This is a genomic window from Pseudarthrobacter sp. H2 (genome assembly GCF_050157045.1).
Classification (GTDB): Bacteria; Actinomycetota; Actinomycetes; order Actinomycetales; family Micrococcaceae; genus Arthrobacter.
Genome location: NZ_CP189594.1, coordinates 3,984,462 through 4,010,983 on the forward strand (window position 1 = coordinate 3,984,462; position 26,522 = coordinate 4,010,983).

At 68.1% G+C, this 26,522-nt stretch carries 27 protein-coding genes and 3 tRNA genes; 10 read left to right on the forward strand and 20 right to left on the reverse strand.

The genetic code is table 11. The annotated features are described in order from the left end of the window. The first annotated feature begins 861 nt into the window (after positions 1 to 861). Positions 862 to 1,110 carry a hypothetical protein gene (locus tag ACQCSZ_RS18440; RefSeq protein ID WP_427005124.1) on the forward strand — a complete coding sequence of 83 codons (249 nt, stop codon included), beginning with the start codon at positions 862 to 864 and terminating at the stop codon, positions 1,108 to 1,110. Positions 1,111 to 1,656: 546 nt separating this feature from the next. Beyond that, positions 1,657 to 2,286, forward strand: a complete 630-nt coding sequence (locus tag ACQCSZ_RS18445; RefSeq protein ID WP_427005125.1) for a class I SAM-dependent methyltransferase — start codon at positions 1,657 to 1,659, stop codon at positions 2,284 to 2,286. Between the two features lie 33 nt (positions 2,287 to 2,319). Here ACQCSZ_RS18445 and ACQCSZ_RS18450 read toward each other — a convergent pair whose 3' ends face one another. From ACQCSZ_RS18450 to ACQCSZ_RS18465, 4 genes are all read right to left on the reverse strand, one after another. Continuing rightward, entirely contained in the window at positions 2,320 to 3,099 is a 780-nt protein-coding gene (locus ACQCSZ_RS18450; RefSeq protein ID WP_427005126.1) for an enoyl-CoA hydratase, read from the reverse strand. Between the two features lie 63 nt (positions 3,100 to 3,162). Then, the gene (gene mmsB, locus ACQCSZ_RS18455) at positions 3,163 to 4,119 is read right to left on the reverse strand and encodes a 3-hydroxyisobutyrate dehydrogenase (protein ID WP_427005127.1); all 957 of its coding nucleotides are present in this window, start codon (positions 4,117 to 4,119) and stop codon (positions 3,163 to 3,165) included. Then, positions 4,112 to 5,200, reverse strand: a complete 1,089-nt coding sequence (locus tag ACQCSZ_RS18460; RefSeq protein WP_427005128.1) for an enoyl-CoA hydratase/isomerase family protein — start codon at positions 5,198 to 5,200, stop codon at positions 4,112 to 4,114. Before ACQCSZ_RS18460 ends, mmsB begins: the two co-directional genes overlap by 8 nt. After that, positions 5,200 to 6,699 (reverse strand): CoA-acylating methylmalonate-semialdehyde dehydrogenase, encoded by a 1,500-nt coding sequence (locus tag ACQCSZ_RS18465; protein ID WP_427005129.1) that lies wholly within the window; start codon positions 6,697 to 6,699, stop codon positions 5,200 to 5,202. The genes ACQCSZ_RS18460 and ACQCSZ_RS18465 overlap by 1 nt, the downstream gene beginning before the upstream one ends. Positions 6,700 to 6,993: 294 nt before the next feature. Here ACQCSZ_RS18465 and ACQCSZ_RS18470 point away from each other — a divergent pair, with 294 nt between their 5' ends. Beyond that, positions 6,994 to 7,800, forward strand: a complete 807-nt coding sequence (locus ACQCSZ_RS18470; RefSeq protein ID WP_427005130.1) for an exodeoxyribonuclease III — start codon at positions 6,994 to 6,996, stop codon at positions 7,798 to 7,800. Positions 7,801 to 7,831: 31 nt separating this feature from the next. Further along, on the forward strand, positions 7,832 to 8,746 hold the full coding sequence (locus tag ACQCSZ_RS18475; RefSeq protein ID WP_427005131.1) for a hypothetical protein: 915 nt from the start codon (positions 7,832 to 7,834) through the stop codon (positions 8,744 to 8,746). Here the strand turns inward: ACQCSZ_RS18475 and ACQCSZ_RS18480 are convergent. Further along, positions 8,743 to 9,405, reverse strand: coding sequence for a TetR/AcrR family transcriptional regulator (locus ACQCSZ_RS18480; RefSeq protein WP_427005132.1), 663 nt, complete (start codon positions 9,403 to 9,405; stop codon positions 8,743 to 8,745). The genes ACQCSZ_RS18475 and ACQCSZ_RS18480 overlap by 4 nt on opposite strands. 138 nt (positions 9,406 to 9,543) lie before the next feature. On the opposite strand from ACQCSZ_RS18480, the gene ACQCSZ_RS18485 reads away from it, so the two are divergent. Genes ACQCSZ_RS18485 through ACQCSZ_RS18495 form a run of 3 tightly spaced genes read left to right on the forward strand, consistent with a single transcriptional unit; the run spans position 9,544 to position 13,886 of the window. Further along, complete coding sequence (locus tag ACQCSZ_RS18485; protein WP_427005133.1) at positions 9,544 to 10,587, forward strand: agmatine deiminase family protein; 1,044 nt, start codon at positions 9,544 to 9,546, stop codon at positions 10,585 to 10,587. Continuing rightward, on the forward strand, positions 10,587 to 12,308 hold the full coding sequence (locus tag ACQCSZ_RS18490; RefSeq protein WP_427008383.1) for an amidase: 1,722 nt from the start codon (positions 10,587 to 10,589) through the stop codon (positions 12,306 to 12,308). The genes ACQCSZ_RS18485 and ACQCSZ_RS18490 overlap by 1 nt, the downstream gene beginning before the upstream one ends. 39 nt (positions 12,309 to 12,347) lie before the next feature. Next, a complete protein-coding gene (locus ACQCSZ_RS18495) occupies positions 12,348 to 13,886 on the forward strand; it encodes an APC family permease (RefSeq protein WP_427005134.1) in 1,539 nt (512 codons plus the stop codon). 25 nt (positions 13,887 to 13,911) lie between these two features. On the opposite strand, the gene ACQCSZ_RS18500 is transcribed toward ACQCSZ_RS18495, so the two are convergent. The 14 genes from ACQCSZ_RS18500 to ACQCSZ_RS18565 form a co-directional block, all read right to left on the reverse strand. Beyond that, on the reverse strand, positions 13,912 to 14,979 hold the full coding sequence (locus ACQCSZ_RS18500) for a LacI family DNA-binding transcriptional regulator (protein WP_427008384.1): 1,068 nt from the start codon (positions 14,977 to 14,979) through the stop codon (positions 13,912 to 13,914). A 107-nt stretch (positions 14,980 to 15,086) separates the two neighbouring features. Next, a complete protein-coding gene (locus ACQCSZ_RS18505) occupies positions 15,087 to 15,386 on the reverse strand; it encodes a hypothetical protein (protein WP_427005135.1) in 300 nt (99 codons plus the stop codon). Next, on the reverse strand, positions 15,383 to 16,270 hold the full coding sequence (locus tag ACQCSZ_RS18510; RefSeq protein WP_427005136.1) for a carbohydrate ABC transporter permease: 888 nt from the start codon (positions 16,268 to 16,270) through the stop codon (positions 15,383 to 15,385). Before ACQCSZ_RS18510 ends, ACQCSZ_RS18505 begins: the two co-directional genes overlap by 4 nt. Then, a complete protein-coding gene (locus ACQCSZ_RS18515) occupies positions 16,267 to 17,304 on the reverse strand; it encodes a carbohydrate ABC transporter permease (protein ID WP_427005137.1) in 1,038 nt (345 codons plus the stop codon). Before ACQCSZ_RS18515 ends, ACQCSZ_RS18510 begins: the two co-directional genes overlap by 4 nt. A 6-nt stretch (positions 17,305 to 17,310) precedes the next feature. Beyond that, the gene (locus ACQCSZ_RS18520) at positions 17,311 to 18,606 is read right to left on the reverse strand and encodes an ABC transporter substrate-binding protein (RefSeq protein WP_427005138.1); all 1,296 of its coding nucleotides are present in this window, start codon (positions 18,604 to 18,606) and stop codon (positions 17,311 to 17,313) included. Between the two features lie 173 nt (positions 18,607 to 18,779). Then, complete coding sequence (locus tag ACQCSZ_RS18525; protein WP_427005139.1) at positions 18,780 to 19,391, reverse strand: hypothetical protein; 612 nt, start codon at positions 19,389 to 19,391, stop codon at positions 18,780 to 18,782. After that, positions 19,388 to 19,951 carry a hypothetical protein gene (locus tag ACQCSZ_RS18530; RefSeq protein WP_427008385.1) on the reverse strand — a complete coding sequence of 188 codons (564 nt, stop codon included), beginning with the start codon at positions 19,949 to 19,951 and terminating at the stop codon, positions 19,388 to 19,390. The genes ACQCSZ_RS18525 and ACQCSZ_RS18530 overlap by 4 nt, the downstream gene beginning before the upstream one ends. 65 nt (positions 19,952 to 20,016) lie before the next feature. Beyond that, positions 20,017 to 20,400, reverse strand: coding sequence for a hypothetical protein (locus ACQCSZ_RS18535; RefSeq protein WP_427008386.1), 384 nt, complete (start codon positions 20,398 to 20,400; stop codon positions 20,017 to 20,019). A 59-nt stretch (positions 20,401 to 20,459) separates the two neighbouring features. Beyond that, positions 20,460 to 20,651, reverse strand: coding sequence for a hypothetical protein (locus tag ACQCSZ_RS18540; protein WP_427005140.1), 192 nt, complete (start codon positions 20,649 to 20,651; stop codon positions 20,460 to 20,462). Next, the gene (locus ACQCSZ_RS18545; protein WP_427005141.1) at positions 20,648 to 21,124 is read right to left on the reverse strand and encodes an Asp23/Gls24 family envelope stress response protein; all 477 of its coding nucleotides are present in this window, start codon (positions 21,122 to 21,124) and stop codon (positions 20,648 to 20,650) included. The genes ACQCSZ_RS18540 and ACQCSZ_RS18545 overlap by 4 nt, the downstream gene beginning before the upstream one ends. A 148-nt stretch (positions 21,125 to 21,272) precedes the next feature. Next, positions 21,273 to 21,722 carry a hypothetical protein gene (locus ACQCSZ_RS18550; protein WP_427005142.1) on the reverse strand — a complete coding sequence of 150 codons (450 nt, stop codon included), beginning with the start codon at positions 21,720 to 21,722 and terminating at the stop codon, positions 21,273 to 21,275. A gap of 258 nt (positions 21,723 to 21,980) precedes the next feature. Further along, a tRNA-Phe gene (locus ACQCSZ_RS18555) sits at positions 21,981 to 22,056 on the reverse strand. Positions 22,057 to 22,104: 48 nt separating this feature from the next. Next, positions 22,105 to 22,178, reverse strand: a tRNA-Asp gene (locus ACQCSZ_RS18560). 96 nt (positions 22,179 to 22,274) lie between these two features. After that, positions 22,275 to 22,347: transfer RNA gene (locus ACQCSZ_RS18565), tRNA-Glu, on the reverse strand. 187 nt (positions 22,348 to 22,534) lie between these two features. On the opposite strand from ACQCSZ_RS18565, the gene ACQCSZ_RS18570 reads away from it, so the two are divergent. Then, complete coding sequence (locus ACQCSZ_RS18570; protein ID WP_427005143.1) at positions 22,535 to 23,554, forward strand: PHP domain-containing protein; 1,020 nt, start codon at positions 22,535 to 22,537, stop codon at positions 23,552 to 23,554. A 37-nt stretch (positions 23,555 to 23,591) separates the two neighbouring features. On the opposite strand, the gene ACQCSZ_RS18575 is transcribed toward ACQCSZ_RS18570, so the two are convergent. Then, positions 23,592 to 24,194, reverse strand: a complete 603-nt coding sequence (locus ACQCSZ_RS18575; protein WP_427005144.1) for a LysE/ArgO family amino acid transporter — start codon at positions 24,192 to 24,194, stop codon at positions 23,592 to 23,594. 69 nt (positions 24,195 to 24,263) lie between these two features. Between ACQCSZ_RS18575 and ACQCSZ_RS18580 the strand changes: the two genes are divergently transcribed. Together ACQCSZ_RS18580 and ACQCSZ_RS18585 are read left to right on the forward strand one after the other, a co-directional pair. Next, the gene (locus ACQCSZ_RS18580) at positions 24,264 to 25,145 is read left to right on the forward strand and encodes an ArgP/LysG family DNA-binding transcriptional regulator (RefSeq protein WP_427005145.1); all 882 of its coding nucleotides are present in this window, start codon (positions 24,264 to 24,266) and stop codon (positions 25,143 to 25,145) included. A 361-nt stretch (positions 25,146 to 25,506) separates the two neighbouring features. Further along, entirely contained in the window at positions 25,507 to 26,520 is a 1,014-nt protein-coding gene (locus tag ACQCSZ_RS18585) for a DMT family transporter (RefSeq protein ID WP_427005146.1), read from the forward strand. Positions 26,521 to 26,522: the final 2 nt, after the last annotated feature.

A 26,522-nucleotide genomic window follows, 5' to 3' on the forward strand; every position in this document is an offset into this window, starting at 1 on the left:
CAGATCCTCCCGTCAAGTACCTGACTTCGTCTCTCACAGGGTTCATCAGCGACCCTGTGCAAACCTAGGGGTCCAGTAGCACTTGTAGGGACTGCCCACTCCACGCCGGTGGGCAGCAGCACACTGGGGCGTGTGTGCGGGGGCATTGAGCGCACCCGACCGGCCGCGGGTAGTCCTAGGACCAACGTCGGATGGATACTCCGTCGCGGTAGGACCAATCTCGCGTAGAACTGCTCTGTCGTCGTAGGACCAAGGTCCCGTGGCATGTTCCGCGGCAAATGGGGAACCTTAGCCCAACACCTTTATCGACCAGGTCAGGGCCTTCTGAGGGTATTCGGCGCAGAATTTAGCGAAGGAATTGTCATGAGAGAACAACGGTTGAAACGACCAGTGGACGGCTGTCCGGCACAGACCGTCGACCGGGACTCCGCGACGCCGAAACCGGCCACGATCGTGTGGCAGGCGACCACCCCTGAGTGTCAACCCCGCACCCCATCAAGATCACGGTTCTCAGCACGAGGACCGCGGCCGCGACCGGAAACAAGGTCGACTCGACGCCTGCCTGGCCCTGAAGTGGACCGGAGGCCCTGCGGGTAAAAACCTCCGTCCGCCAGGCCCGTCCCACCAGCCTTCCGGGCTGCCGGTCGCCCTTCCGTTCTCCTGATCCGGGCGATAACGGCGGAATAGAGGCCGACAAGAGCGCGCTTCGGAAGGCGCCCGGGCCCGGCGACAACAGCGGTGGCCACGGCGATCACAGCGGCGGCAGCGACGACTGAACCAGGCCCGGCCACCTGTCCCTACACATGAAGGTTATGGAGGCGGCTGAGTTGCCCGCCTTCGATCCAACTCAAGGAGCTGGCGATGAACGAGAAACGACCGAATCCCGACGAACTTTTAGGTCTGGGCGTAGGAATCCTCACGACTTTCGTCTACGACGACCCGCACGCCTTCACAGTCATTACCGGCGATCTTCCGGGCGGATCCTCTGAGGCCATCGTCGCGCTCGGCCGAGTGAGCGAGGCGATGGTAAGAATGATCGCCGAGATGCTCGGTGTGTCCAAGGAAGAGGCGCTGGAGCGGATTGCGGCGTCTTTCGCTGCCGCTTACTGAAAACGCCCTCCCCCGGCCTGAGTCTGCGGGTCAGAGGGCCTGGTCTGAAAACCACTTATTCCGTCCAGTCCCGTTCCGCCCTTTTGGAACAAGACAGCCCCCGAGCCCACGGCATGCGATCATCCATCGGGCAACGCCGCGCCTACGGCGAAGAAAAACTCGCGCACTATTTGAAACAGGGCCGCCACCTGGCCGAGGAGAAACACCCGGCAACGGAAAAACCAATCGATCATTAGGCGGCTGCGCCGGCCTCAACACCACCTCCAAAAACTTCGGCGCCCGGATCCGGACGGCGCTCCGACGCACGTCGCCAAGGGTCGTTTTGACCACCCGCGTTGCCGGGCCTGCCTCCCCAAAACGCAGTAGTTCCGATTTAGACGTCCGCGCGTTATTCACGGTCCCTGCTGCGGAACGCCGACAACAGCGCATATGCAAGCAGCACAAAAAAGACCAGTTCGCCGCCGGCTCGCTGATCTTCCCCAGGACACCGGAATGACCGAAACTGTGTGTAGCGGTCTTGTCCACATCGGCGGAAGGCAAGCCATCATGATGACCGTACCGTTCGGCGAAGCCTTCTGGGACGAGCGCTACCGGCAGCACGGCTCCGTATGGAGCCGCAGCCCCAACCCGCAGCTCGTGGCCGAGGCAGCAGGGCTCCGGCCCGGCTCGGCACTTGACGTGGGCAGCGGAGAGGGCGCGGACTCGACCTGGCTGGCGCGCCACGGCTGGAGGGTCACGGCAGTGGACATTTCCTCCGTGGCGCTGGCCCGCGCCGCCGCCAGGGCCGCGGAGGACGCGGAAGTGGCCGGGCAAATCACGTGGGCCCACCAGGACCTCACCAGCTCACCGCCGCCGGCCGGGACGTTCGATCTCGTGTCGGTCCAGTTCATGCACGTGCCCGCCCCGGAGCGGACCGCACTGTATCAACGGCTCGCCGCGGCGGTGGCACCCGGAGGAACCCTCTTGATCGTTGGCCATCATCCGACGGACCTGGGCGCGGGTGTCCCCCGCCCGTCGTCGCCGGGCCTGCTTTTCGCCGCGGAGGAAATTGCCGCCGACCTTGACCCCGAGGAATGGGAGATCCTGGTGTGCGAGGCCCGGCCGCGGCCCGCGGAGGATCCGGCCGGGAACCCCGTCACCGTGACGGATTCCGTGCTGCGGGCCCGGCGGAAGTAGGCGGCCCGGGGCGGGGGTGCTTGAACCCAGGGGTCAGCGGTGCCTGAACTCGGCCAGGCGCTTCTCGCTGAAGGCCGCCATGCCTTCCTTCTGGTCCTCCGTGGCGAACAGCGAGTGGAAGAGGCGGCGTTCGAACTGCACGCCCTGCGCCAGACCCGTTTCGAAGGCAGCGTTGACGGCTTCCTTGGCCAGCATCGCCACGGGCCTGGACTTTGACGCGATCACCGCGGCGGCCTTCAGCGCCTCGTCCACGACGTCCGCGGCCGGCACCACGCGGGACACCAGTCCTGACCGTTCGGCCTCCTCGGCGCCCATGAAGCGCCCGGTCAGGATCATGTCCATGGCCTTGGCCTTGCCCACCGCGCGGGTGAGCCGCTGCGAGCCGCCCATTCCCGGCAGGACGCCCAGGTTGATCTCCGGCTGGCCGAACTGGGCGTTGTCCCCGGCGATGATGAAGTCGCACATCATCGCCAGTTCGCAGCCGCCGCCGAGGGCGAAGCCGGACACCGCCGCCACCACCGGGATGCGCAGCCGGGTGAAGTCCTCCCAGCCGCGGAACCAGTCTGCCGCGTACATGTCCATGTAGCCCTTGGCGGCCATCTCCTTGATGTCCGCGCCGGCGGCGAAGGCCTTGGCGGAGCCGGTGAGCACCACCGCGCCCACCCCGGGGTCGGCGTCCATGGCCGTCACGGCTGCCACCAGTTCGTCCATGGTGGCCTGGTCCAGGGCGTTCAGCGCCTTGGGCCGGTTGAGCGTCACGAGGCCCACCCGGCCGCGGTGTTCCACCAGAATGTTCGCGTACTGTTCCGTCATGCCTGTCCCCTTCGGCTGCTGCTGGTTCGGTGCTGCTGCTGCTGGTCCGCCGGTGCCGTCCGCCTAGTGCGCGGACTTGTCCCGGATGTCGGTGATGATGCCGGAGAAGTCCCGGCCCGCGCCGCCCTCCGCGGCAAAGGTATCGTAGATTTCCGAGGCCAGCGGCCCCAGCCGGGCCGCGACGCCGGTGCTTTCCAGCGCGTTCAGGGCCAGTTTCAGGTCCTTGGCCATGAGCGCTCCGGCGAATCCGGGCTGGTAGTCGCGGTTGGCCGGGCTGGTCGGCACCGGCCCGGGCACGGGACAGTTGGTGGTCAGCGCCCAGCACTGCCCCGAGGCCGCGGAGGCGACGTCGAACAGCGCCTGGTGGGTCAGCCCCAGTTTCTCGCCGAGCACGAACGCCTCGCTGACGGCGATCATGGAGACGCCGAGGATCAGGTTGTTGCAGATCTTCGCCGCCTGTCCCGCGCCGTGCCCGCCGCAGTGGACCACGCGCCTGCCCATCACCTCCAGCAGCGGCCGGACGGCCCCGAAGTCCTCCTCCGGCGCCCCGACCATGAACGTCAGGGTGCCTGCCTCGGCCCCCACCACGCCGCCGGACACGGGCGCGTCCACGGAGCGGTGGCCGGCCGCGACGGCCAGTTCGGCCGCCTCCCGGGCCTCGTCGACGTTGATCGTGGAGCAGTCCAGGAACATGGTGCCCGGTCCCGCGACCTCCAGCAGCCCGGGCTCCCCGCCGGTGCCGCGGTAGGCGTCCAACAGGTGCTTGCCACTGGGCAGCATGGTCAGCACGACGGCGGCACCCGCGACGGCTTCGGCAGCCGTGTCCGCCGTGGGGATGTTGTGGGCGCGGGCGGCGTCCAGCGCCGCCGGCACCACATCGAAGCCGGTCACGGTGTACCCGGCCTTGACGAGGTTGACGGCCATCGGGCCGCCCATGTGGCCCAGGCCCAGGAACGCGATGGGGCCCGCGGGCTGCGCCGTCCCGGGCTGCGTGGTCTCAGGCTGCGCCGACTCAGACATGATTGGTCTCCTTCGAAGATAGCTGCAGTTCACCGTCGCCCAGCGGCGCAAAGTAGGCCCCGACGTCGTCCGCCGTGACCTCCGCGAGGGTGGACGGCCGCCAGCGCGGCGTGCGGTCCTTGTCCACCACCTGCGCCCTGATGCCCTCACGGAAGTCGGCGCCGGCGAGGAAGCGCAGTCCCACGCGGTACTCCTGTTCGAGGGCTTCGGCCAGGCCCAGCCCGCGGACCCGGCGCAGGGAGGCCAGCGCCACCTTCACGGCCGTCGGGGATTTGGCCTCGATCGCGGCGGCCGCCTCGACTGCTTCCCCGGAGCCAGCCGCCCCGGCGGCGCGCAGCCGGCGCAGGATCTCCTCGGCGTCGTCACCGGAATAGCAGGCGTCGATCCAGTCCCGCTGCTGCGCCAGTGCGGAGGGCGGGGCCGGCTCCGCGAAGCGGCCGACGGCGGCTTCCGCCGGCTCGCTTTCCAGCGCGGCCGCCAGTTCCGCCAGCCGGCCGGACGGCACGAAGGTATCGGCGAGGCCGAGGAACAGCGCGTCCGCGCCGTCCAGGTGCGCGCCGGTCAGCGCCGCGTGCGTGCCGGACTCCCCCGGCGAGCGGGCGAGCAGGAACGTTCCGCCGACGTCGGGGGCGAAGCCGATGGTGGTTTCCGGCATCCCCGTCCGGGTGCGTTCGGTGACGATCCGGACCGAGCCGTGCGCGGAAATCCCCACGCCGCCGCCCAGGACCAGCCCGTCCATGAAGGCCACGTAGGGCTTGGGGTAGGAATCAATCAGGGCGTTCAGCCGGTACTCCTCGGCCCAGAACTCCGCCGTGGCGCCGCCGCCGGCCAGCATGTCCTGGTAGATGGCCACGATGTCGCCGCCGGCGCACAGGCCGCGGTCACCTGCGCCGCGGACCAGCACCGTGGCCACGCCGTCGTCGTCCGCCCAGGCTGTGAGCTGCTCCAGCATCGCCGCGGCCATGCCGGCGGTGAGGGCGTTGACGGCCCGGGGCCGGTTCAGCGTGACGACGCCGAGGCGGCCGCGCCGCTCGAACAGGACCTCAGCTGGTTGGGTTTCCCCTAAGTGTTTCCCAGCCATCAGCTGCCTTCCGGCATCACGAAGCTCGCGCCCGTGCGGATGCCTGAAGGCCAGCGCGTGGTGACCGTCTTGGTCTTGGTGTAGAAGCGGAACGCGTCGGCGCCGTGCTGGTTGAGGTCCCCGAAGCCGGAGGCCTTCCAGCCGCCGAAGGAGAAGTAGGCGATCGGCACCGGGATGGGGACGTTGATGCCCACCATGCCCACCTGGACGCGGCTGGCGAAGTCGCGGGCGGCGTCGCCGTCGCGGGTGAAGATCGCCACGCCGTTGCCGAACTCGTTCTCGCTGCACAGCCGGAGGGCTTCGTCGTAGTCCTCCGCGCGGAGCACGCTCAGCACCGGGCCGAAGATCTCCTCCTTGTAGATCTTCATCTCCTTGGTGACGTTGTCGAAGAGCGTCGGGCCCACCCAGAAGCCGCCGTCATAGCCCTCGACCTTCAGCCCGCGGCCGTCGGCCAGCAGGCTGGCGCCTTCCTCCACGCCGGAGGCGATGTAGCCTTCGATCCGTTCCTTCGCGGAGGGCGCCACCACGGGGCCGAAGTCCGAGTCCTTGGCCAGGCTGTGGCCGACCTTGAGGTCCTTGATCCGCTCCTGCAGCTTGGCCACGAGCGCGTCGGCGGTGGCCTTGCCCACGGGCACTGCCACCGAGATCGCCATGCAGCGTTCGCCCGCGGAGCCGAAACCGGCGCCCATCAGGGCATCGGCGGCCATCTCCAGGTCGGCGTCCGGCATGATCACCATGTGGTTCTTTGCCCCGCCGAAGCACTGGGCACGCTTGCCGTGCGCGGCGGCGGTGGCGTAGATGTACTGCGCGATCGGGGTGGAGCCGACGAAGCCGATCGCCTTGACCCGCTCATCCTCCAGCAGCGCGTCCACGGCTTCCTTGTCCCCGTTGACCACGTTGAACACCCCGTCGGGCAGGCCGGCCTCGGTGAACAGCTCGGCAAGGCGCAGCGGCACGGAGGGGTCCCGTTCGGAGGGCTTGAGGATGAAGGAGTTGCCGGCAGCGAGCGCGGGGCCGGACTTCCAGAGCGGGATCATGGCCGGGAAGTTGAACGGGGTGATGCCTGCGACGACGCCGAGCGGCTGGCGCAGCGAGTGGACGTCGACGCCGGTGCCGGCGCTGTCCGAGAACTCGCCTTTGAGCAGGTGCGGGGCGCCCGCGGAGAACTCGACCACCTCGATGCCGCGCTGGATGTCGCCCTTCGCGTCCGGCAGGGTCTTGCCGTGCTCCGACGACAGCAGTGTGGCGAGCTCGTCGATGTTCTCGTTGACCAGGTCCACGAACTTGAGCAGGATCCGGCCGCGGCGCTGCGGGTTCATGGCGGCCCATTCGAGCTGGCCCTTCTCCGCGCTGGCGATCACGTTGCGGACCTCCTCGGTGCTGGCCAGCGGAACCCTGGCCTGGACCTCGCCGGTGCACGGATCGTAGACGTCGCCGAACCGTCCCGAGGTGCCGTCCACCCGTTGCCCGCCGATGTAATGGGAAAGCTCACGAACCATGGCCGAATGCTCCTTATGTATGTGATGTACATCATCTCTCCAGCCGAATATACTCGGACTTCCTACTAATTTCCAGAGGGTGCGGGGCCGGCCGGCGGCCGCGCGGGCGCCGCGGTCCGGGGCTGCTTTGGGCGCCTCCGGGCGCGCCGGCGCCGCCGTCGGGGGCTGCTTTGGGGCCCGATCCGGCCGGTAGCGGCTATCCCGACGGCGTGTCGGCGGCAAAGTGCCCCCGTTGCGCGCCCGGAGGCAGGGCCGCCACCGCCTCCGGCGGCCAAGTTCGGTAAGTTAGGAACTGTGAAGATTGCTACCTGGAATGTGAATTCCCTCCGTGCCCGCGCCGACCGTGTTGAGGCCTGGCTCCAGCGCACCGACTGTGATGTCCTGGCCATCCAGGAAACCAAGTGCAAGGACGACAATTTCCCGTGGGAGCTGTTCGAGAACAACGGCTATGAGGTGGCGCATTTCGGCCTGAGCCAATGGAACGGGGTGGCCATCGCGTCCCGCGTTGGGCTCGACGACGTCGAACGGACCTTCATGGACCAGCCCGTCTTCGGCAAGAACGGCAAGGACGCCGTGCAGGAGGCCCGCGCGATCGGCGCCACCTGCGGGGGCGTCCGCGTCTGGAGCCTCTACGTCCCCAACGGGCGGGCGCTCGACGACGAACACATGCCGTACAAGCTCAGCTGGCTGGACACCCTGCGGGTCCACGCCGAGGGCTGGGTCAGGGAAGACCCGGAAGCGCAGATCGCGCTGATGGGCGACTGGAACATCGCCCCGCAGGACGAGGACGTGTGGGACATCGACTATTTCCGCGCCGAAGGCCTCACCCACGTCAGCGAGCCGGAACGGGCCGCCTTCCGGGCCTTTGAAAACGCCGGGTTCACCGATGTTGTCCGCCCGCACACCCCGGGCCCGGGCGTGTACACCTACTGGGATTACACCCAGCTGCGGTTCCCGAAGAAGGAAGGCATGCGGATCGACTTCATCCTGGCCTCCCCCGCACTGGCGTCCCGGGTCAGCGGCGCGCTGATCGACCGCGAGGAGCGCAAGGGCAAGGGCGCCTCGGACCATGCCCCGGTGGTCGTGGAGCTGACCGACTGATGCGGGCCGGCCAGGGAAGCGTCGTGATCCGGTGACGGGAAACCTCTACCGCGGGCAGGCCGGCCTGCCGTTCTCTTCCGCGCTTCGGATCTATGAACCCCTGGCGGCCTTCCCCGCGGACCAGCAGACGGTACTGCGGGCCGCGGCCGCCCATAAGGCCTCCCGGGCCGCGGTGGAGAACGCCGAACTGCTCGCCTCCCTGGGCCGCATCACCCGCCCGGGCGGGGACCCGTTTCCCACCGGCCGGACGGATCTGGTGCGCGTCGTCGAGGCACCGGGCAGGACCAGCCCGCCCGGACCCCCGACGCCGGACGCCGCTTCCGCCGAAGGCCCGCAGGGTGCCGCCGGTGCGTTGCTGCTGTATTGCCCGAGCCAGCTGGTGCTCCGGGCCGGGCTGGCGGCAAATGCCCTGATGGAGGGAATCCACGGGCCCCTCGCCGCGCTGCTGATCCCGGAGGAACAACGCGAACGGCACCAGGAGCGCATCGACGAGGCCCGGGCGCACGCCGGGCTGGGCCGCGTCCACACCCGGGCCTCCACCTGGGGCATCCCGTTCAGCTGGTTCTGCCTGTTCCAGGAATCGGACCCCACGGATGTTGTCGAATCGGAGGGACACATCGTCACCGTGCGCATCCGGGCCACGATCCGCGAGGCCCTCGAGCGGGTCCGCTATGCGGTGGCCCATCTGGCCCTCGCCGCCCCGGACCTGGACATGCTGGAGGACCTGACCCAGCTCACCGACTGGATTGAACTCTTCCATCAGGATTCGGTGGTGGAGCTCGACTACGGCGCGGTGGCGGACAAGGTCTATCCGGATGATTCCCCGCTCGATGTCAGGCTCGGCATCGAGTGCCTTGCCGAGGGTGACATGACGGGGGCGGCCGCGGCCTACCGCCGGCTGGCCTCCCGCTGGATCCCGATCCGGCAGCTGGCACGCGCTTCCTAGGCGTTCTTCCCATCGACGTTGTGAATGCGGTCGATGGGTGGCAGCAGGGAGCCGCGGGCCGCGCCCACCATTCCTTCCACCGCACGGGCAAAATGTGTGCCGCGGTTACTGACACCGTCCCAGCGCACCAGCGCCTGGGCATTCAGACCGTCGATCATGCCAAGGATCTGCCAGGCCACGGACGGGGCGTCGGACGTCTCGAACTCGCCGGCCGCGACGCCGGCTTCGATAATTCCCTGAAGCACCGTCTGCCAGGCATCCATTTGCTCGCGAACGCAGCCTGCCAGCGTCTCGTTCCGGCGTCCCAGGGCCCATGCCTCCACCCAGACCGCAGTCACATCCAGGCGGCTGCCGCCCGTGAGGGTGTCCAGAAGCATCCCGAGCCGTTCCAGCGGAGCCGGAAGCCGATCCAGCATGGCCACTACTTCCTCGGTCTCCGCTGCGACGATCGTCGTAAACGTGCCTGCCACCAGGGCATCCATATTGGGCTGGTAGTGCGCAACCAGCCCTGAAGCCACGCCGACCTGGGCCGCCACGTTGCGCAGCGTGACCGCGGTAAGCCCCCGCTCGCGCGCCAGTTCCTCGGCGGCTTCGGCGATTTCGGCAGCGCGTTCCGCCGGCGTTTTCCGGGCAGCGCGTTTCTGGGTAGTACTTGACATCACAAACCAGTCTAGAGTAATTTTCTCAACGTTATTGATCATGCGATCAATAACGACCGGAAGCCCGCCCGGCGACGTGCCACTGCGACGATGCCTGGGCACCTGAGGCATCCAGCCCCACGACGACAAAGGAGTCTCATGACCTGGAAAATGCCGGCGGAAACCGCGCCGCACGAGCGCACCTGGATGGCGTTCCCCCGCGAAGGACTGACCCTGGGCGACTCTGCCGCCTCGGCCGAGGAAGCCTACGCCGCCTGGACCGCCGTCGCCCATGCGGTCGCCGAGTTCGAGCCGGTCACCATGGTGGTTGACCCGAGCGAACGCGATCGGGCGCGCCGCATGCTCGGCAGCAGCATCGAACAGGTCGAGGCGCCGCTTGACGACTTCTGGATGCGCGACTTCGGCCCCACCTTTGTCATCGACGATGAGCGGCCCGGCGTGCTCGGCGCGGTGGACTGGATCTTCAACGGCTGGGGCGCACCCAAGTGGTCCACGTGGGAAAAGGACCGCGAGATCGCCCGCTTCATGGCCCGCAGGGTTGGAGCCGAGCTGGTCAGCTCCGTGCTGGTCAACGAAGGCGGCGCCATCCACGTCGACGGCGAGGGCACCGTGCTCGTGACCGAGACCGTGCAGCTGGACCCGGGCCGGAACCCTTACGCCGACAAGGCACGCGTGGAGGCGGAGCTGGCCCGCACCCTGGGCGCCGCCCACACCGTGTGGCTGCCGCGCGGCCTGACCCGGGACTACGAGGACCTCGGCACCCGCGGCCACGTCGACATGGTGGCCACCATGCCCTCCCCCGGCCGCATCCTGCTGCACACGCAGACCAACCCCGGGCACCCCGACTTCGACGTCAGCCGCACCCTGCACGCCTTCCTCGAAACCCAGGTGGATGCCAAGGGCCGCCCCTTCCAGATCATCCCGCTGCCCGCACCGGAGACGCTGCGCGACGAAGAGGGCTTCGTCGACTGGAGCTACGTCAACCACCTGGTGGTCAATGGCGGCGTGATCGCCTGTGGCTACGGCGAAAAACGGGCCGACGCCCTGGCCGTGGAAATCCTCGCGGAAGCCTACCCGGGCCGCCGCGTCATCACCGTGGAAGCCCGGCCGATCCTGGCCCGCGGCGGCGGAATCCACTGCATTACCCAGCAGCAGCCCAAACTCGGCGGGCCGGTGGCATGATGGGCCGTTTCGACGTCGTTGAGGCATCCATCGCGACGCTGCGCGCCGCCCTGGACGCCGGCCAGGTGACAAGCGAGGAACTCACCCATGCGTATCTGGAGCGCATCGAGGCCTACGACCGCGGCGGCATCAGGCTGAACGCGCTGGTGGTCATGAACCCCGGGGCGCTGTCGGATGCGCGCGCTTCGGACGAGCGCCGGGCCGGCGGCACAATGCTCGGCCCGCTGGACGGGATCCCGTACACGGCCAAGGACAGCTACCTGGCGAAGGGCCTCACCGCCGCAGCCGGTTCACCGGCCTTCGAACATCTCGTGGCGCAGCGCGACGCCTTCACCATCGAGCGGCTGCGTGCAGCGGGCGCCGTGCTCATCGGGCTCACGAATATGCCGCCCATGGCCAACGGCGGCATGCAGCGCGGCGCCTACGGCCGCGCCGAGAGCCCCTACAACAGCGGTTACCTCACCGCCGCCTTTGGCTCCGGATCCTCCAACGGATCCGGAACCGCGACGGCGGCAAGCTTCGCGGCGTTCGGCTTGGGCGAGGAGACCTGGTCCAGCGGGCGCTCACCGGCGTCTAACAACGCCCTGTGCGCGTACACGCCCTCGCGCGGAGTCATCTCGGTACGCGGCAACTGGCCGCTCGTACCGACCATGGATGTCGTGGTGCCGCACACCCGCTCCATGGCGGACCTTTTGGAACTGCTGGACGTGGTCGTCGCCGACGACCCCGATCCCCGGGGCGACTTCTGGCGCATGCAGCCGTGGGTTGTGATCCCCGCCGTATCCTCGATCCGCCCAGAGTCCTATCCGGCGCTGGCCCCCGCAGACGAGGAGGGCGCCCGGGCCGTCTTGAACGGCAAGCGCTTCGGGGTCCCGCGCATGTACGTGAACGCCGATCCGGACGCCGGCCAGGGCAGGAAGCCAGGCATCGGCGGCCCCACCGGGCAGCGGATCGAGACCCGCGCCTCCGTCATCGATCTGTGGGAAGCTGCCCGCCGCGATCTCGAAGCAGCCGGCGCCGAGGTAGTGCTGGTGGACTTCCCCGTCGTCTCCAACTACGAAGGCGACCGCCCCGGCGCACCTGTCATCGCCAGCCGCGGGCTCGTGAGCCCGGAATACCTGCAGCACGAAATCAGGGACCTCTCGGCCTGGGCCTGGGAGGATTTCCTCGCCGCAAACGCAGATCCGGCGCTCAACAGCCTGGCGGACGTCGACGGCGCCACGATTTTTCCGCACCCTGCAGGGGCGCTCCCGGACCGCTACGACGGCTTCGACGACGACATTGCCGCCTACCCGGAACACATCCGCGAGCGCGGGGTTTCCGCCCTCACCGAGATCCCCCACCTCGAAGAAGGCCTCCGCGGACTCGAGGAGACCAGGCGCATTGACCTGGAGGAATGGATGGACGGGCTCGGCCTGGATGCCGTGCTGTTTCCCGCCTCCGCCGACGTCGGACCGGCCGACATGGACGTCAACGTGGCATCCGCGGATCTCGGCTGGCGCAACGGCGTCTGGATCGCCAACGGCAACCTCGTGCCGCGGCACCTGGGCATCCCGACCGTCACCGTTCCGATGGGCACGATGTCCGATATCGGCATGCCCGTCGGACTCACCTTCGCGGGCCGGGCCTACGACGACACGACCCTGCTGACGCTCGCCGCAGCTTTCGAGGCCACGGGTGAGCGCCGCACCGCTCCGCCGCGGACGCCGCGGCTGGCCTGAACCGGCCGACCCATCACCCCTCCACCGAAAGGCATCCCCATGACAGAACTGCGACGCATTGCAGCAACCCCGCCAACGGCCCAAAACGGCAGTAAAGGCCTGGCGGGCGGACAGCTCGGCCTGATCGCCGTCATCGTGATCGGCATCTCCACCATCGCTCCGGCCTACGTCCTGACCTCGACCCTGGGCCCCACTGTCCAGGCCGTCGGCACCCACATCCCGGCCATCTTTATCGTCGGATTCATTCCGATGTTCCTTGTCGCGCTGGGATACCGCGAGCTGAATGCCGATACACCCGACAGCGGCACCACCTTCACCTGGGTGACCAAAGCCTTTGGGCCGTTCGTCGGATGGATGGGCGGCTGGGGCCTCCTGGCCGCGAACATCATTGTGCTCTCCAACCTTGCCGGGGTGGCCGTCGATTTCTTTTACTTGTTTCTGTCCCAACTGACGGGCATCCCGATGCTCACGGACCTGGCCGAGAACAAGGCCGTCAACGTCCTGACCTGCCTGGTGTTCGTCGGGCTCGCCGTCTGGGTCTCCTCGCGAGGGGTCAGGACCACCAAAACCGTGCAGTACGTCCTCGTTATCTTCCAGCTTGTCATCCTTGCCTGGTTTGTGGTCGGAGCCCTGAGTAAAATCGGCACGATCCCGGACGCGGAGCCGCTCGCCTTCAGCTGGGAATGGTTCAACCCGTTCGGCATCGACAGCTTCTCCGCCTTCGCGGCCGGCCTTTCACTGTCCATCTTTGCCTTTTGGGGCTGGGATGTATGCCTGACCGTCAACGAGGAAACGACCAACGGAAAGAAAACAGCAGGCGTCGCAGCATGGGTCACAGCCGCCGCCGTCCTGGTGATTTACCTCCTCGGATCAGTCGCCACCGTCATGTTCGCCGGAATCGGCGACACCGGCCTGGGGCTCAACAACCCGGAGATATCCGAAAATGTCTTCACCGCCATCGCCGGACCCGTGATGGGGCCGTTCGCGATCCTGCTTTCCCTTGCGGTGCTCTCCAGCTGTGCATCCTCCCTGCAGTCCACCATGATCTCTCCAGCCCGAAGTCTTCTCGCCATGGGCTACTACAAGGCGCTGCCGGAACGCTTTGCCCACGTTCACCCCCGGTTCAAATCCCCCGTGTTCACCACCGTGATCGCCGGCGGGGTTTCAGCCGGCTTTTACACCGTGATGCGCTTTGTCAGCGACAACGTCTTGAATGACACCATCATGGCCCTGGGCCTGATGATCTGCTTCTACTACGGGCTGACTGCGCTGGCCTGCGTCTGGTACTTCCGTCGCACCGCCCTGGAAAGTGTCCGAGGGTTCCTGTTCCGGCTGCTCTTCCCGCTGCTGGGCGGACTGGCCCTCGCCGTCGTCTTCTTCCAGACGGCCGTTGACAGCTGGAATCCCGCGTTCGGCAGCGGATCAGAAGTGTTCGGAGTGGGCCTGGTCTTCGTTATCGGCGTCGGGCTGATTGCGTTGGGACTGATCGTGATGCTGCTGATGTACCGCAAACGCCCCGAATTCTTCCAGGGCAAGGTGATCGAGGACAAGACACCGGTCCTCGTCCTGCCCGAATAGGCGGGGACCAGGCAGGCTCAGCCTGCTAGGCGGCGCCCCCCGCCGGCCGGGGCGGCGCCGTCGTCCTCCTGACGATCAGCCGGTGCGGGGCAACGGTGGAGCGCACCGCGCCGGCAACGCCGTCGAGTTCGTCCAGCAGCATCTTGGTGCCCAGTTCGGCCTGTTCGTCCGGGCGCTGCCCGACGGTGGTCAGGCCCACCGCGTCCGAGAAGTCGTGGTCATCGATCCCGACCACCGAGAGCTCCTGCGGGATCCGGACCCCCGCCCGGTTGGCCTCGAAGATGATCCCCATGGCCATCTCGTCCGAGGCGCAGAAGATGGCGGTTGGCTTCGTGCCGGGCCGGCTCCAGAGCCGGCGGAAGGCCTCCTGGCCGCTCTGGACCGCGAAATCCCCCCATTCATCCCACTCCGGCCGCACCTTCAGCCCGGCCTCCTTCATCACATCCTGGAAGGCCTTGATCCGGACCCTGGGGACGTCGAAGTTCAGGTCGGTTTCGTCGTCGCCGTGCAGGAGGGCGATGTCCCGGTGGCCGAGGTCGATGAGGTGGCGTACGGCGGTGGAGGCCGCGGCGTAGTCGTCGATGCCGATGTAGGGGCATTCCTCGACGTGGCCGCCCACCACGACCAGCGGGATATCGATCTTCTGCAGGTGCTCGATCTCGTCATGGGTCAGCGCCATACACAGGACCAGCAGCGCGTCGATCTGCTTGTAGACCATGGTCTTGCTGAAGAGCCGCTCGCGGTTGCTCCCGTGGCCGCCAAGGTTGAACAGCGAGAGGTTGTACTGGCGGGCGTGCAGTTCCCGGTCCGCGCCCTCAATGGCTTTGGAGAAGAACCAGCGGCTGACGAAAGGGGCCAGCACGCCGATGGTCCTGGTCCGCCCGGTGGCCAAGCCGGAGGCCGAGGAGGAGGCCACATAGCCCAGGTCTTTGGCGATGCCCAGGATCTTCTCCCGGGTGGCCGGCGACACCCGGGGCAGGCCCCGGACGGCCCTGGACACGGTGGCGGTGGAGACTCCGGCGGCGGCGGCCACATCCTCGATGCTGACGCCCGCGTGGCCTCCCCGCTGCGCCCTGTCTGTAGTCCGTGCCACCATGTCCCCTTGTCTACTGCCCGCAGAAGCCTATCGGCTGTCCGCAGGGGTGCCTTCCTCCCCTGCCCGGCGCCGACGCATATGACGGCGCCGGTGGTGTCCGGTCTTCAGCTGCGCCTGGTCGCTGTCCTTTGCGGCAGGCGCCGGCGCAGCCTGGTCATACCGTACAAAGCCAGCAGCATGCCCAGCAGCCCCAGGGCCCAGCCGAGGGCCGGCTGGCCTGTCACTTCCATCCAGACAGTGACCACCAGCAGCACGACCGCCCAGAAGCCCAGGAACCCGATGATGATGTCGAAGTCTTCCCCGGAGCGCACGCGCCGGTGCATCGACCTGACCTCACCGGGTTTGTGCTGGCCCGGGGGCTGCTTGGCCCGGGGCTGCTTGCCCCGGGCGGCGGACGGTGTCACTTGACCGCCCCCGCCGTCAGGCCGGCCACGATCTTCCGCTGGAAGACCAGCACCAGGATCACCAGGGGAATGACGACAATGGTGCCCGCCGCCATGATGGCCGTGTACGGGACCTGGTTGGGCTGGGCCCCGGCGAAGCTGGCGATGGCCACCGTTACCGGCTGGGTCGCATCGCCGGAGAGCTGGCTGGCGATCAGGTACTCATTCCAGGAGGAGATGAAGGCCAGGATCGCCGTGGTGAAGATGGCCGGGGCGGCCAGCGGCATGATCACCTTGCGGAAAGCCTGCCCCTGGGTGCAGCCGTCCACCCGGGCGGACTCCTCGAGTTCCCACGGCATCTCGCGGAAGAAGGACGTCAGGGTGTAGACCGTCAGGGGGAGCACGAAGGAGATGTTCGGGATGATCAGCGCCTGATAGGTGCCGATCCAGCCGATGTTGGTGAACAGCTGGAACAGCGGCGTGATGAGGGCAACGCCCGGGAACATCGAGGCACCCAGGATGAAGCCCAGCACCAGGAACTTGAACCTGAAGTTCAGCCGTGACAGCGCATACGCGGCGAACACGCCAAGGATCAGGGACACCAGGGTGACCATCAGGCCGATGAACACGCTGTTGAGCAGCGCCTGGCCGAACCTGTTGCCGAAGGAGGTGTCGAAGGCCGTGTTGAAGTTGTCCAGCGTGACGTGGGTGGGCAACACGGAGGTGTCGTAGGTGAAGCCCACGTCCCGGAATGCCGTCACCACCATCCAGTAGGCCGGGGCAAGGCACCAGATGAGGATGACGGCGGCGCTGACGTAGGTCCGCCCCTGCGCCCACTTCTCCCGGTTCTGGGCGACTTTCCTGCCCCGGTCCTGTTCGGCCCGGAGCGCTGTCGAGGCACTCATTTCTTCCCCTTACTTGCGCCGGTCTGCTGCTCGACAACATTCGCGCCGAGGAACCGGACGAAGATGAAAGCGACCAGGAAGATGACGATGAACGTGATGGTGGAGAGGGCCGCCGCCGCGTTGAAGCCTTGCCTGAGCTGGTTGATCACCAGGATGGACAAGGTGGTGGTGTTGTTCGCGCCCTGGGTCAGGATGTAGGGGAGGTCGAACATGCGCAGGGCATCCAGGGTGCGGAACAGGACGGCCACCATCAGGGCCGGTTTGACCAGCGGCAGCGTGATCAGCCGGAACCGCTGCCAGGCGCTGGCGCCGTCGACCCTGGCCGCTTCGTACACTTCGGCCGGGATCATCTGCAGGCCCGCCAGGATGAGCAGCGCCATGAACGGCGTCGTCTTCCACACATCCGCGATGATGACCGCCCACTTGGCCGGCCACTCGCTGCCGGTCCACAGGATCGAGGTGTTGAACAGCTTGTTGGCGATGCCCTCGAAGGCGAAGATGAACAGCCACAGCTTGGCGGTGACGGCCGTCGGGATGGCCCACGGCACGAGCACGGCGGCGCGCACTGCGCTGCGGCCCTTGAAGGTCCGCGCCATGATGATGGCCATCCAGAAACCCAGCACGGTCTCCAGCGCCACGGTCACGATCGTGAAGAAGAAGGTGGTCGCGGTTGCTGACCAGAACTGCGCTCCCAGCGTTCCGGGAGGGCAGGCCGCCGTTCCGCCGCCCGGGGCGGAGCACTGCTGGGCCAGCCAGTGGACGTAGTTCTGGACGCCGGCCGGGCCGCCGGCGGTGAACAGCCCGCTGGCCGGGTCGAGGCCGGCGTCCTTCTGGAAGGACATGACGAGGGCGCTGATGATCGGGTAGACGATCACCACCGCGAGGGCGATGATGGTCGGCGCCAGGAGCCAGGAGGCCCAGCGGCCCTGGCTCGCAATACGGTTGTCTTCCCCCACACCCTTGGGTGCGTGGTGGAGCGGGGTCCCGCCCGACGCCGGTGCCTTGACCGGCGTCGGGCCTAATTCGGTTGCCATGGCTAGTTATTGTCCCGCACTGGCGGATTCGATGGACTTCTGCATGTCGGACAGCGCGGCGTCCACCGGCTTCTCGCCCTTGATGGCGGAGTAGGCGTTCTCTTGGATGGCCTTGGTGACGGCCGGGTAGAACGGGGTAACGGGGCGCGGCACGGCGTTCTCGATCGAGGTCTTCAGCACCGGCAGGTACGGCAGCTTGGCGACGAGGTCAGGGTCGTCATAGAGCTTGCCCAGCACCGGAGCCAGCGAACCCTGGGTTGCGAAGAACTTCTGGGTCTCCTCGGTGGTGAGGAACTTCAGCCAGTCCAGGGCCGTGGCCTTGTTCTTGGAGTACACGCTGATGGCGTCGCTGTGGCCGCCAAGGGAGGATGCGCCCGCGCCGTCCTTGCCGGGGAGGGCCGCCATGCCGAGCACGTCCTTGACCTTGGACGAGCCTTCAGTGGTGGCCAGGTTGTAGACGTACGGCCAGTTGCGCAGGAAGAGGAGCTTGCCGTCCTGGAATGCCTGCCGGGACTGCTCCTCCTGGAAGGTGATGGCCTCCTTGGGGATGTTGCCGTCCGCGTAGGCCTTGGCCAGGTTGCCGAGCCCGGCCTTGGCGGCGTCGGTGTTCAGGCTGGGCTTGCCGTCCTTATCCAGCACGGATCCGCCGGCGGAGTTGATGGCCTCGGAGGCGTTGACCGTGAGGCCCTCGTATTTGGAGAACTGGCCGGCGTAGCAGCCGATGTTGTTGGCCTTGGCGATGGTGCACATGCCCATCATCTCGGCCCAGGTCTTGGGCGCCGTGGGCACGAGGTCCTTGCGGTAATACAGGATGCCGCCGTCCGAGGTCTCCGGTGCCGCATACAGGGTCCCCTTATAGGACGCGGCCTCGACGGTCGGCTTCAGCATGGCGGAGGTGTCGATTGCTGTCTTGTCCTTAAGCGGCTGCAGCCAGCCCTTGGCCGCGAATTCCGCCGTCCAGACGACGTCCACGCGCATGACGTCGTAGCTGGCGTCCTTGGCCTGGAAGTGCTGGACGAGGTCATCGTGCTGCTGGTCCGCCTGGTCGGTCTGCTCCTTGAACGTGACCTTCTGGTCCGGGTGGGCGGCGTTCCACTTGTCGACCAGCGGGCGGACGACGTTGCTGTTGTCCTTGCCCTGGACGAACGTGATGGGGCCGCGGCCGTCCAGGCCTTGCTCGGCGTCGCTACCCGCCGCGGCGCCCCCGCCGCCACCGCCGCCCCCTCCTCCGCCACAGGCGGAGAGGGTGAGGGCTAGAACGCCTGCTGTGGCTACGGGAAGTAGGAACTTAGGTGTTTTCATGCTGGTGGCTCCTCGCTGAGTGCCGGATGACGGCGGTGCAGTTGGTGTGGTGCCCATCACACTAATCACCAGCATGCGGGGAATGCAAGCGTTTACATGAAACCTTTATGCAAAGGAGTCCTTCGCCCCGCAGGCCGCCTCCGTCCCGCGTTTGCGGGGGTCCCGCCGTCGCGTCAGCGGACGCGTTCGGCCCGCCCGAGCCGCGAGCGCGCACCCGAGGCGAGGTGGATCAGCACCGGCGTCTGTTTGCCGATCACGACGTCGAGTGCCTCCACCAGCGCCGACACCTCGGCGGCGAGGGCATGCGGGGCCACGCCCTGCCGGGGCTGTACGCGGATTTTCAGCGCCGGTTCGCCGCGGATCTCGTAGGTAGCGACGGTGGTTCCGGCCAGATCCGGGCGGTCCGCGAGGGCGGCACGGAGCGCCTGTTCGGCGACTCCGCTGCCGATCCGGACATTGCCGGGCACGTCGCCGGGGTCCTCCTCGGCCACCAGCAGGTCGGTGCGGCCCTTGCCCTGCTGGGCGGCCCACGCCACCATCAGGGCAATCACGAGGACCAGCAGTACGACGATGACAATCCACAGCCAGCTCTCCTGGCGTCCCGGGAAACGCGTGCGCTCGAACACCCCGCGCATGTTGGCCCACACCCCGGCCGACAAGGCGTGCCACCAGGCTGCGGCTGCCGGCACGGCCGCCAGCAGGATCAGCAGGACGCCGATCGCGAGGAGCTTGGCCCCGAGAATGCCGATCAGGATGCGGTTGAGGATTCTGGGGGTGCTGTTCATGCCCCGATCACCCCCGCCAAGGCCACGTTGATCCGGACCTCGGGCATGGGGGACGGCGCCATTTCCTGGAGTTCCGCGCGTACGGCCGCCAGGACGGCGTCGGTGCGCAGGGGAACGCCGGAGGTCGGCCGGACATTGACGAGCACCCGGTTCCTCGACACCACCACCATCACCTGATCCTGGGTCACGTTGGCGGCCAGGCGCGCCCGGCGCGCCAGGGCGGAGGCAATCACCTCATCATCAACGACGACGGCGGCACGGCGGTCCGGCAGGAGATGGCGGGCCCGGCGCCCCGGCAGCACCGCATTGAGGAAGAAATACAATCCGACCATGACCAGCACCGCTCCCATGACGCCGAGCAGGAGCGGGGGCACGCCGTCGGGAAGCGCCACAATGTTCTCCGCGGCGGTCTGCGGATCCACGAGCCAGGGCGGCTGCCCGACGGCCCGGACGGCGGTTTCAAGGAGTGCGTAGACGCACAGCACGATGACCAGGCCGGCGGCAATCACGGAGGGGGCGGCCCTCGAGGGGCGCGTCTCGCGTTTCAGGATCCGCTCCATGCCTGCCGCTCCGGTCACGGGCGGGCGCGAACCGTCGCTGACGTGCCCGCGTTCGGTAGCCTGGCTCACCGGACCCGCCGCCGTTCGCTGACGGTGGCGCCGCTGATGCGGATGTCCACGCGGCTCAGTTGCGCCCCGCTGAGTTCGACGATGCGGCGCAGGATGTCACCCTTGGCGGCCACGGCCCTGTCCCGGATGGAGCCGCCGAAGGCCGCCACCTGCCCAGGATCGCGCAGGACGGCGGTCAGCGCGGGGACGGCGATCGGGGTGACGAGGGACAAAGCCAGCAGGCCCTCGTCGTCGGACCAGTCGGCACGCACCTCGTGCGGCGGAACGCCGAGGGCCTCCGCCGCGGCGGCACGCGCCACGGAGGTCAGGGCCTGGGTGCTGATCCGGTTGTGTCCGGCCATCGCGGTGCCGCGGGACACCTCCCCGGCGGTGCTGCTCATCCCGGCGGTGCTGCTCACGGAACTGCCGCTCATGGAACTGCTGCTCACGGAACTGCCGCTCATGAAGAGGAACGCCGGCCCGTGATGGCATCGAGCACGCTGCGCAGGTCAAGTTTCCCTTCCGCGGCCCGGCCAAACAGGGCCCCGACGCCCATGAACAGCAAGGCGCCAAGGAACCCCCAGAAGCCAAACTGGAAGGACATGAAGGCCACGAACGCACCTACCGCGATCCCCACAACGGTCAGATTCACTGGAGCGGCTCCCTCGTAGGCCGGACCTCAACCGGGGCGGCGGGCTTCGCCGGGCCGGGTACGTACACGTCATTGATCTCAACGTTGACCTCGATGACCTGGAGCCCGACGAGCTCCTCGACCGCCGAGTAGACGGCGGCACGGATCTGGTCCGCCAGGGCGTGCAGGGGCGTGCCGTAGACGGCCACGAGGTCGATATCCACGGCCACCTGTGTTTCGCCGACTTCCACCCGGACCCCGGCAGCATGGTCCGAGCTGCCGACGGCGTCACGGATCGCGCCCAGGGCCCGGGACGGACCGGAGCCCAGGGAGTAGACGCCGGGAACCGAGCGGGCGGCGATGCCGGCGACCTTTGCGACGGCGGCATCGGAAATGACGGTGCGGCCGCCGGCCAAGTGCGTGACGGCAGGCAGCCCGGTGGCCAGCGGCCCGGCGCCGGGAACCGCAACGGGTTGAGGATTCTGGTATTCCATGAGCACTCCCCCTTCTCTTTGAGACAACCCTAGTCCCTGCATCCGGGACTGTGGCGGCGCGGCCCAGGGGAAGTCTGGAATGCCTGGAGAGCCGCTGGTGCGGGCGGCGCCGGCCCAAGCAGAAACGGACTGCGCCACCATCGGAAGGCTACGCGCAGTTGGCGGCGAGCCAGCCCGTAACGGGGGCCATGGCGGCCTGCAGTTTGCCGCTTGAGAAGATCGTCTGATCGCTCACACCGGCGGCTGCCACCTGGCTGAGCTTCGCGAAGTCGGCCTGGAGGCTGTCCGGGACCCGCTCCGCGGTCCGGTTCAGTTCCGCCTTGAGCTGCTCCAGTTCAGCCGCTGTGCCCTTCGCTGCCGCGAGCGGCAGCAGCGTGGCGCCGGTGGCCTGCTCGGAAATCTTGGCGCAGGCTTCGGCCGCCGTGGGGAAGTCCCCGTACGGTCCGGTGGACTTGCTGGGGCTCGGGGTGGCGGAGGCTGGAGCGGCGGCAGCGGACGACGGCGCGCTCCCGGGTTCCGGCGCCGAGCAGGCACTGAGGGCGACGGCGGCAAAGAGGGCGGTTACGGTCAGAGAGCGTGCAGCATTCTTCAAAATCACGTTTAGAAATCACTTTTCCGGTTGAGATTGCACCGCCGGTCCGGATCGGGCTGCCGGCGGCCTTGGCGTTCTTTCCCCAGCGTGCGAGTCTAGCCGTGATGGTGGCGGGGCCCAACGCGGCAGCCCGGGCCGGAGGCGTGGCAGACCCGTCGATTGCTGCGCAACTGCCCTTATCGGGGCTCAAAAGGGCGTCCACGGAGCAATCGATGAAGGGTTAAAGAAGAAAAGCACCAGTTCCGAAGAACTGATGCTTCCCAGTGGTGGCTCCGACCGGCGTCGATCCGGTGACCTTTCGATTTTCAGTCGAACGCTCTACCAACTGAGCTACAGAGCCTAGGTGACGTGTCACCATGAAAACCGGAATCTCTTCCGGCAATCAGAGCGACCCTGACGGGACTTGAACCCGCGACCTCCGCCGTGACAGGGCGGCGCGCTAACCAACTGCGCTACAGGGCCTTGCTTGTTTCTTGCATGTCTGCAGTATCGCTACCGCAATTTTTCAAGGCTCTTAGCCTACCAGACTTTCACATCCGGTTTGACCACTTCCTTGCGTACCCCCAACGGGATTCGAACCCGTGCCGCCGCCGTGAAAGGGCGGTGTCCTAGGCCGCTAGACGATGGGGGCCAGAACTCAATTCGGCTCATCATGGGCAAAAATAAAGGGCCGAAGCCGTTCGTTTTTGTCCTTTCGAGTTGCTCCGAACTGGACCTATAAAACTATAAGGGCCAACCTGCCGATTCTCCAAAATGAGCTGGCGCGCCGCACGAAAACCGCTGGACAGCGCACGCCCCCGGGGACGGATGATGGACAGATGGACGCCGTCGCTGCCCTCAATGAGATCGCTTTCTGGCTCGAACGCGGGGACGCAGCCACCTTCAAGGTCCAGGCGTTCAGGAAGGCTGCCGGGATCATCAGCGGCCTCGATCCTACGGACCTCGCGGAGCGGACCCGCGACGCCCGGCTCAAACGGATGAAGGGAATCGGCGACAGAACGTCCGAGGTCATCGGGCAGGCCGTGGCGGGGGACGTTCCCGGCTACCTCCTCGACCTCCGACGGCGTGGCTCCGAACCCCTGGCCCAGGGTGGCCGCGCCCTGCTGGCCGTCCTGCGCGGGGACCTCCACACGCACAGCGACTGGTCCGACGGCGGTTCGCCGATTGGGCTCATGGCCGACGCCGCCGAAATGCTGGGCCGTGAATATCTCGCGGTCACCGACCACTCCCCCTCGCTCAGGATCGCCAACGGCCTGAGCGCCGGGCGGCTGGAGGAACAGCTGGACGAAGTGGCACGGATCGACGCCGGCCGCGCGGATCTCCGGATTCTGGCCGGCATCGAGGTGGACATCCTCGAGGACGGGTCCCTGGACCAGCCGGCGGAGATGCTGGACCGCCTCGACATCGTGGTGGCGAGCGTGCACTCCAGGCTCCGCTCCGACAGCCGGACCATGACCGGACGGATGCTGGCCGCCGTGGGGAATCCGCATACAAATGTGCTTGGCCACTGCACGGGCCGCCTGGTCCAAGGGTCACGCGGGACGCGTCCCCGCTCGGAATTCGACGCCGGGCGCGTGTTCGCGGCGTGTGCGGAAAACGGGGTGGCGGTCGAGATCAATTCCCGGCCGGAACGCCAGGACCCGCCGGACGACCTCATCCAGCGCGCCCTGGATGCCGGCTGCCTGTTCAGCGTCGACAGCGACGCGCACGCACCCGGCCAGCTGGATTTCCTCCAGTACGGGGCCGAACGCGCGGCGCTGAACGGCATCCCCGCGGAGCGGATCGTCACCACGTGGCCGGTGGACCGGCTCCTGGCATGGTCCATCCGCAACCGCTGAGGACGGCGCCGCCCGGAAACGCGCTGCGGAGCGCCGCTCAGGTGACGAGCAGCGCGGCGAGGGTGACCATGACAAGGGAGGTGCCGCCGTCGAGCAGGCGCCAGGCGCTCCGGCGCCGGAACAGCGGACCCAGGAAACGCGCGCCGACGCCGAGGGCGGTGAACCAGCCGATGCTCGCCAGTCCGGCGCCGGCGGCAAACCACCACCGCCCCGTCTCGCCGTGGGCAGCTGCGAGGGATCCCAGGAGCAAGACGGTGTCGAGGTAGACGTGGGGGTTCAGCCAGGTCAAGGCAAGGCAGGTGCCCAGCGCCGCTGCCCGGCTTCCGGCTGGCCGGGCAGCGGCCTGGGCCGGCTGTCCGCCGCGGATGGCGCGCCGCGCGGCCAGGACTCCGTAGGCCAAGAGGAACGCGGCACCCGCCCACCGGACGGCGTGGAGCACTGCCGGCGCCCGTTCAATGACTACGCCGAGCCCTGCCACGCCGAACCCGATCAGCACGAGGTCCGACGCCGCGCACACGGCAACAACCAGCGCGACATGCGAGCGCCGGATGCCCTGGCGGAGCACGAACGCGTTCTGCGCCCCGATGGCGACGATGAGCGACAGTCCCGTGGCGAGGCCTGAAACGAGGGAGAAGATCACGCGCCCCACGCTAAGCCGACCACCACCATGAAACCAGTTAAAGTTTTTTGGTCATCATAAGATGACCTAATGATTGACGTTCATCCTGAGCAGGCCCGCACCCTGGCGGCGATCCTCGCCCACGGCAGTTTCGACGCCGCCGCCCGCCAGCTGTCGGTGACGGCGTCCGCCGTCAGCCAGCGCGTCCGGGCGCTGGAAGCCGCCGTCGGCCGGCCGGTGCTGCGCAGGACCCGGCCCCTCGAACTCACCGAATCCGGGCAGGCCGTGGTGCGCTTCGCCCGCCAGCTCGAGATGCTCTCCGCCGACCTGGCGGAGGAACTGCAGCCCGGAATTCCGCATGCAAGAGCCCGCCTCACCCTGGTGGTCAACAGCGATTCGCTGCACACCTGGGCGCTGCCTGCCCTGGCCGCCGTGGCGGACACGGTCCAGCTGGAAATCCTGCGCGAGGACCAGGATTACTCCCTGGACCTCCTCCGCAGCGGCGCCGCGGCCGGGGCCATCACCGCTACCGCCAAGCCGGCGCCGGGCTGTACGGCCCGCCGGCTGGGCGTTATGCGCTACCTCCCCGTCTGCACCCCGGAGTTCGCCGGGCTGTGGCTCGGCGGCGGGGTCACGGCGGAAACGCTCGCGCAGGCGCCGGTGATCACCTACGACCGCAAGGACGACCTGCAGGACCGTTTCCTGCGCAGGTTCAGCCGCCGGCCGCTCCAGCCGCCCCGGCACTACGTGCCCGCCGCCCACGAATTCGGCGCCGCGATCCGGCTGGGCATGGGATGGGGGCTGGTCCCGGAGATCGAAATCGCGGAAGACCTGCAGCGGGCGCGGCTGACGGTCCTGACGCCCCGGGCCCACGTCGACGTGCCCCTCCACTGGCAGCAATGGCGGCACGGATCCGCGGCCCTGGACGAGGTTGCGGCAGCCATCCAGGCGGCGGCGCGCGTGCTTTACTGAAGTCTGCCGGAGGCTCACCGTTCGCACGGGACATGCCCCACGCCGGGGACCGCCGGTGGACATGATCCCGCACGGGACATGCCCCACGCCGGGGACCGCCGGTGGACATGATCCCCTTATGTCCAGTCCCGGGCGCGAGGAATGGGCATGCCCTCCCGCTGGAGCCACCGGGCTCACCGCGCCCACAGGACATGCCCCGCGCCGGGGACCGCCGGTGGACATGATCCCCTTATGTCCACTCCCGGGCGCGAGGAATGGGCATGCCCTCCCGGAATTGCGGCCCGCTCCCGTGGCAGGAACTGAGCTAGAAATGACCGATTTCCGCCAGCCGCCGCGGCACCGGAAAGACTAGATTGGCACCATGCCAACAAGCGCCGAAACAGGCCCTCCCCGCCCCGAAAGCGTGCAGCCGGAGCGCACCCGCGAGGTGCCGCCGGATCCTGCCGCCCCGGCCCGGCGCAACATCCCCGTCCCGCCGACCCGCCCCGGCCTGCCCGGCCGGATCAGCCGGCTGGGCCTCGCCGCCGTCGTCGTCACGGTGGTGCTCTGGGCCTCCGCGTTCGTCGGCATCCGGGCCGTGGGCCCCAGCTTCTCCCCCGGCCCCCTGACCCTTGGCCGGCTGGCGATTGCCGCCGTCGCACTGGGGCTCGTGGTGCTGCCACAGCTCCAGAAACACCGGGTGCTGCCCCGGGGCCGCGAATGGTGGCCCATCCTGGCGTACGGCGTGATGTGGTTCGGCGGCTACAACGTGGCCCTCAATGCCGCTGAGCATCTCCTGGACGCCGGCACCGCCGCCCTGCTGATCAACGTCAACCCCATCCTCGTCGCGGTGATGGCCGGCCTGATCCTGAAGGAGGGGTTTCCGCGCTGGCTGGTCGTCGGAAGCCTCGTCGCGTTCGGCGGGGTTGCCGTGATCGCGCTCGGGTCCGGGCAGCGGTCGACGGCGGACGTGGCCGGCGTGCTGCTGTGCCTCCTCGCCGCCGCCCTCGCCGCCGTGAGCGTGATCGTGCAGAAGCCGGTGCTGCGGAAGTTCCCCGCCGCGCAGGCCACCTGGTTCGGCATCATGGTCGGTGTGCTCTGCTGCCTGCCCTTCAGCGGCCGGCTCCTCACCGAGCTGCAGGCGGCGCCGCTGCCGGCCACCCTGGGCCTGGTCTACCTCGGCATCTTCCCCACCGCCATCGCCTTCACCACCTGGGCCTATGCGCTGTCCCTGATCGAGGCAGGCCGGCTCGCCGCCACCACCTACCTGGTGCCCGGCACCACGATCCTCATCTCCTGGCTGGTGCTCGGCGAAATCCCCACCATCTGGGGTCTCGTGGGCGGCGCGATCTGCCTGGTGGGCGTGGCGCTGACCCGGCGCCGGTCCCGCCCGTGATT

Excerpts from the sequence above, each read along its gene's own strand:
- ACQCSZ_RS18545 (WP_427005141.1), bottom strand. The coding sequence starts at position 21,124 with ATGGAATACCAGAATCCTCAACCCGTTGCGGTTCCCGGCGCCGGGCCG.
- ACQCSZ_RS18535 (WP_427008386.1), bottom strand. The coding sequence starts at position 20,400 with ATGAGCAGCACCGCCGGGGAGGTGTCCCGCGGCACCGCGATGGCCGGA.
- ACQCSZ_RS18450 (WP_427005126.1), bottom strand. The coding sequence starts at position 3,099 with ATGACGGAACAGTACGCGAACATTCTGGTGGAACACCGCGGCCGGGTG.
- ACQCSZ_RS18570 (WP_427005143.1), top strand. The coding sequence starts at position 22,535 with ATGGACGCCGTCGCTGCCCTCAATGAGATCGCTTTCTGGCTCGAACGC.
- ACQCSZ_RS18490 (WP_427008383.1), top strand. The coding sequence starts at position 10,587 with ATGGGCCGTTTCGACGTCGTTGAGGCATCCATCGCGACGCTGCGCGCC.
- ACQCSZ_RS18525 (WP_427005139.1), bottom strand. The coding sequence starts at position 19,391 with ATGAACAGCACCCCCAGAATCCTCAACCGCATCCTGATCGGCATTCTC.
- ACQCSZ_RS18485 (WP_427005133.1), top strand. The coding sequence starts at position 9,544 with ATGACCTGGAAAATGCCGGCGGAAACCGCGCCGCACGAGCGCACCTGG.
- ACQCSZ_RS18530 (WP_427008385.1), bottom strand. The coding sequence starts at position 19,951 with ATGGAGCGGATCCTGAAACGCGAGACGCGCCCCTCGAGGGCCGCCCCC.
- ACQCSZ_RS18580 (WP_427005145.1), top strand. The coding sequence starts at position 24,264 with ATGATTGACGTTCATCCTGAGCAGGCCCGCACCCTGGCGGCGATCCTC.
- ACQCSZ_RS18460 (WP_427005128.1), bottom strand. The coding sequence starts at position 5,200 with ATGGCTGGGAAACACTTAGGGGAAACCCAACCAGCTGAGGTCCTGTTC.
- ACQCSZ_RS18480 (WP_427005132.1), bottom strand. The coding sequence starts at position 9,405 with ATGTCAAGTACTACCCAGAAACGCGCTGCCCGGAAAACGCCGGCGGAA.
- ACQCSZ_RS18440 (WP_427005124.1), top strand. The coding sequence starts at position 862 with ATGAACGAGAAACGACCGAATCCCGACGAACTTTTAGGTCTGGGCGTA.
- ACQCSZ_RS18510 (WP_427005136.1), bottom strand. The coding sequence starts at position 16,270 with ATGAGTGCCTCGACAGCGCTCCGGGCCGAACAGGACCGGGGCAGGAAA.
- mmsB (WP_427005127.1), bottom strand. The coding sequence starts at position 4,119 with ATGTCTGAGTCGGCGCAGCCTGAGACCACGCAGCCCGGGACGGCGCAG.
- ACQCSZ_RS18465 (WP_427005129.1), bottom strand. The coding sequence starts at position 6,699 with ATGGTTCGTGAGCTTTCCCATTACATCGGCGGGCAACGGGTGGACGGC.
- ACQCSZ_RS18495 (WP_427005134.1), top strand. The coding sequence starts at position 12,348 with ATGACAGAACTGCGACGCATTGCAGCAACCCCGCCAACGGCCCAAAAC.
- ACQCSZ_RS18520 (WP_427005138.1), bottom strand. The coding sequence starts at position 18,606 with ATGAAAACACCTAAGTTCCTACTTCCCGTAGCCACAGCAGGCGTTCTA.
- ACQCSZ_RS18515 (WP_427005137.1), bottom strand. The coding sequence starts at position 17,304 with ATGGCAACCGAATTAGGCCCGACGCCGGTCAAGGCACCGGCGTCGGGC.
- ACQCSZ_RS18445 (WP_427005125.1), top strand. The coding sequence starts at position 1,657 with ATGATGACCGTACCGTTCGGCGAAGCCTTCTGGGACGAGCGCTACCGG.
- ACQCSZ_RS18585 (WP_427005146.1), top strand. The coding sequence starts at position 25,507 with ATGCCAACAAGCGCCGAAACAGGCCCTCCCCGCCCCGAAAGCGTGCAG.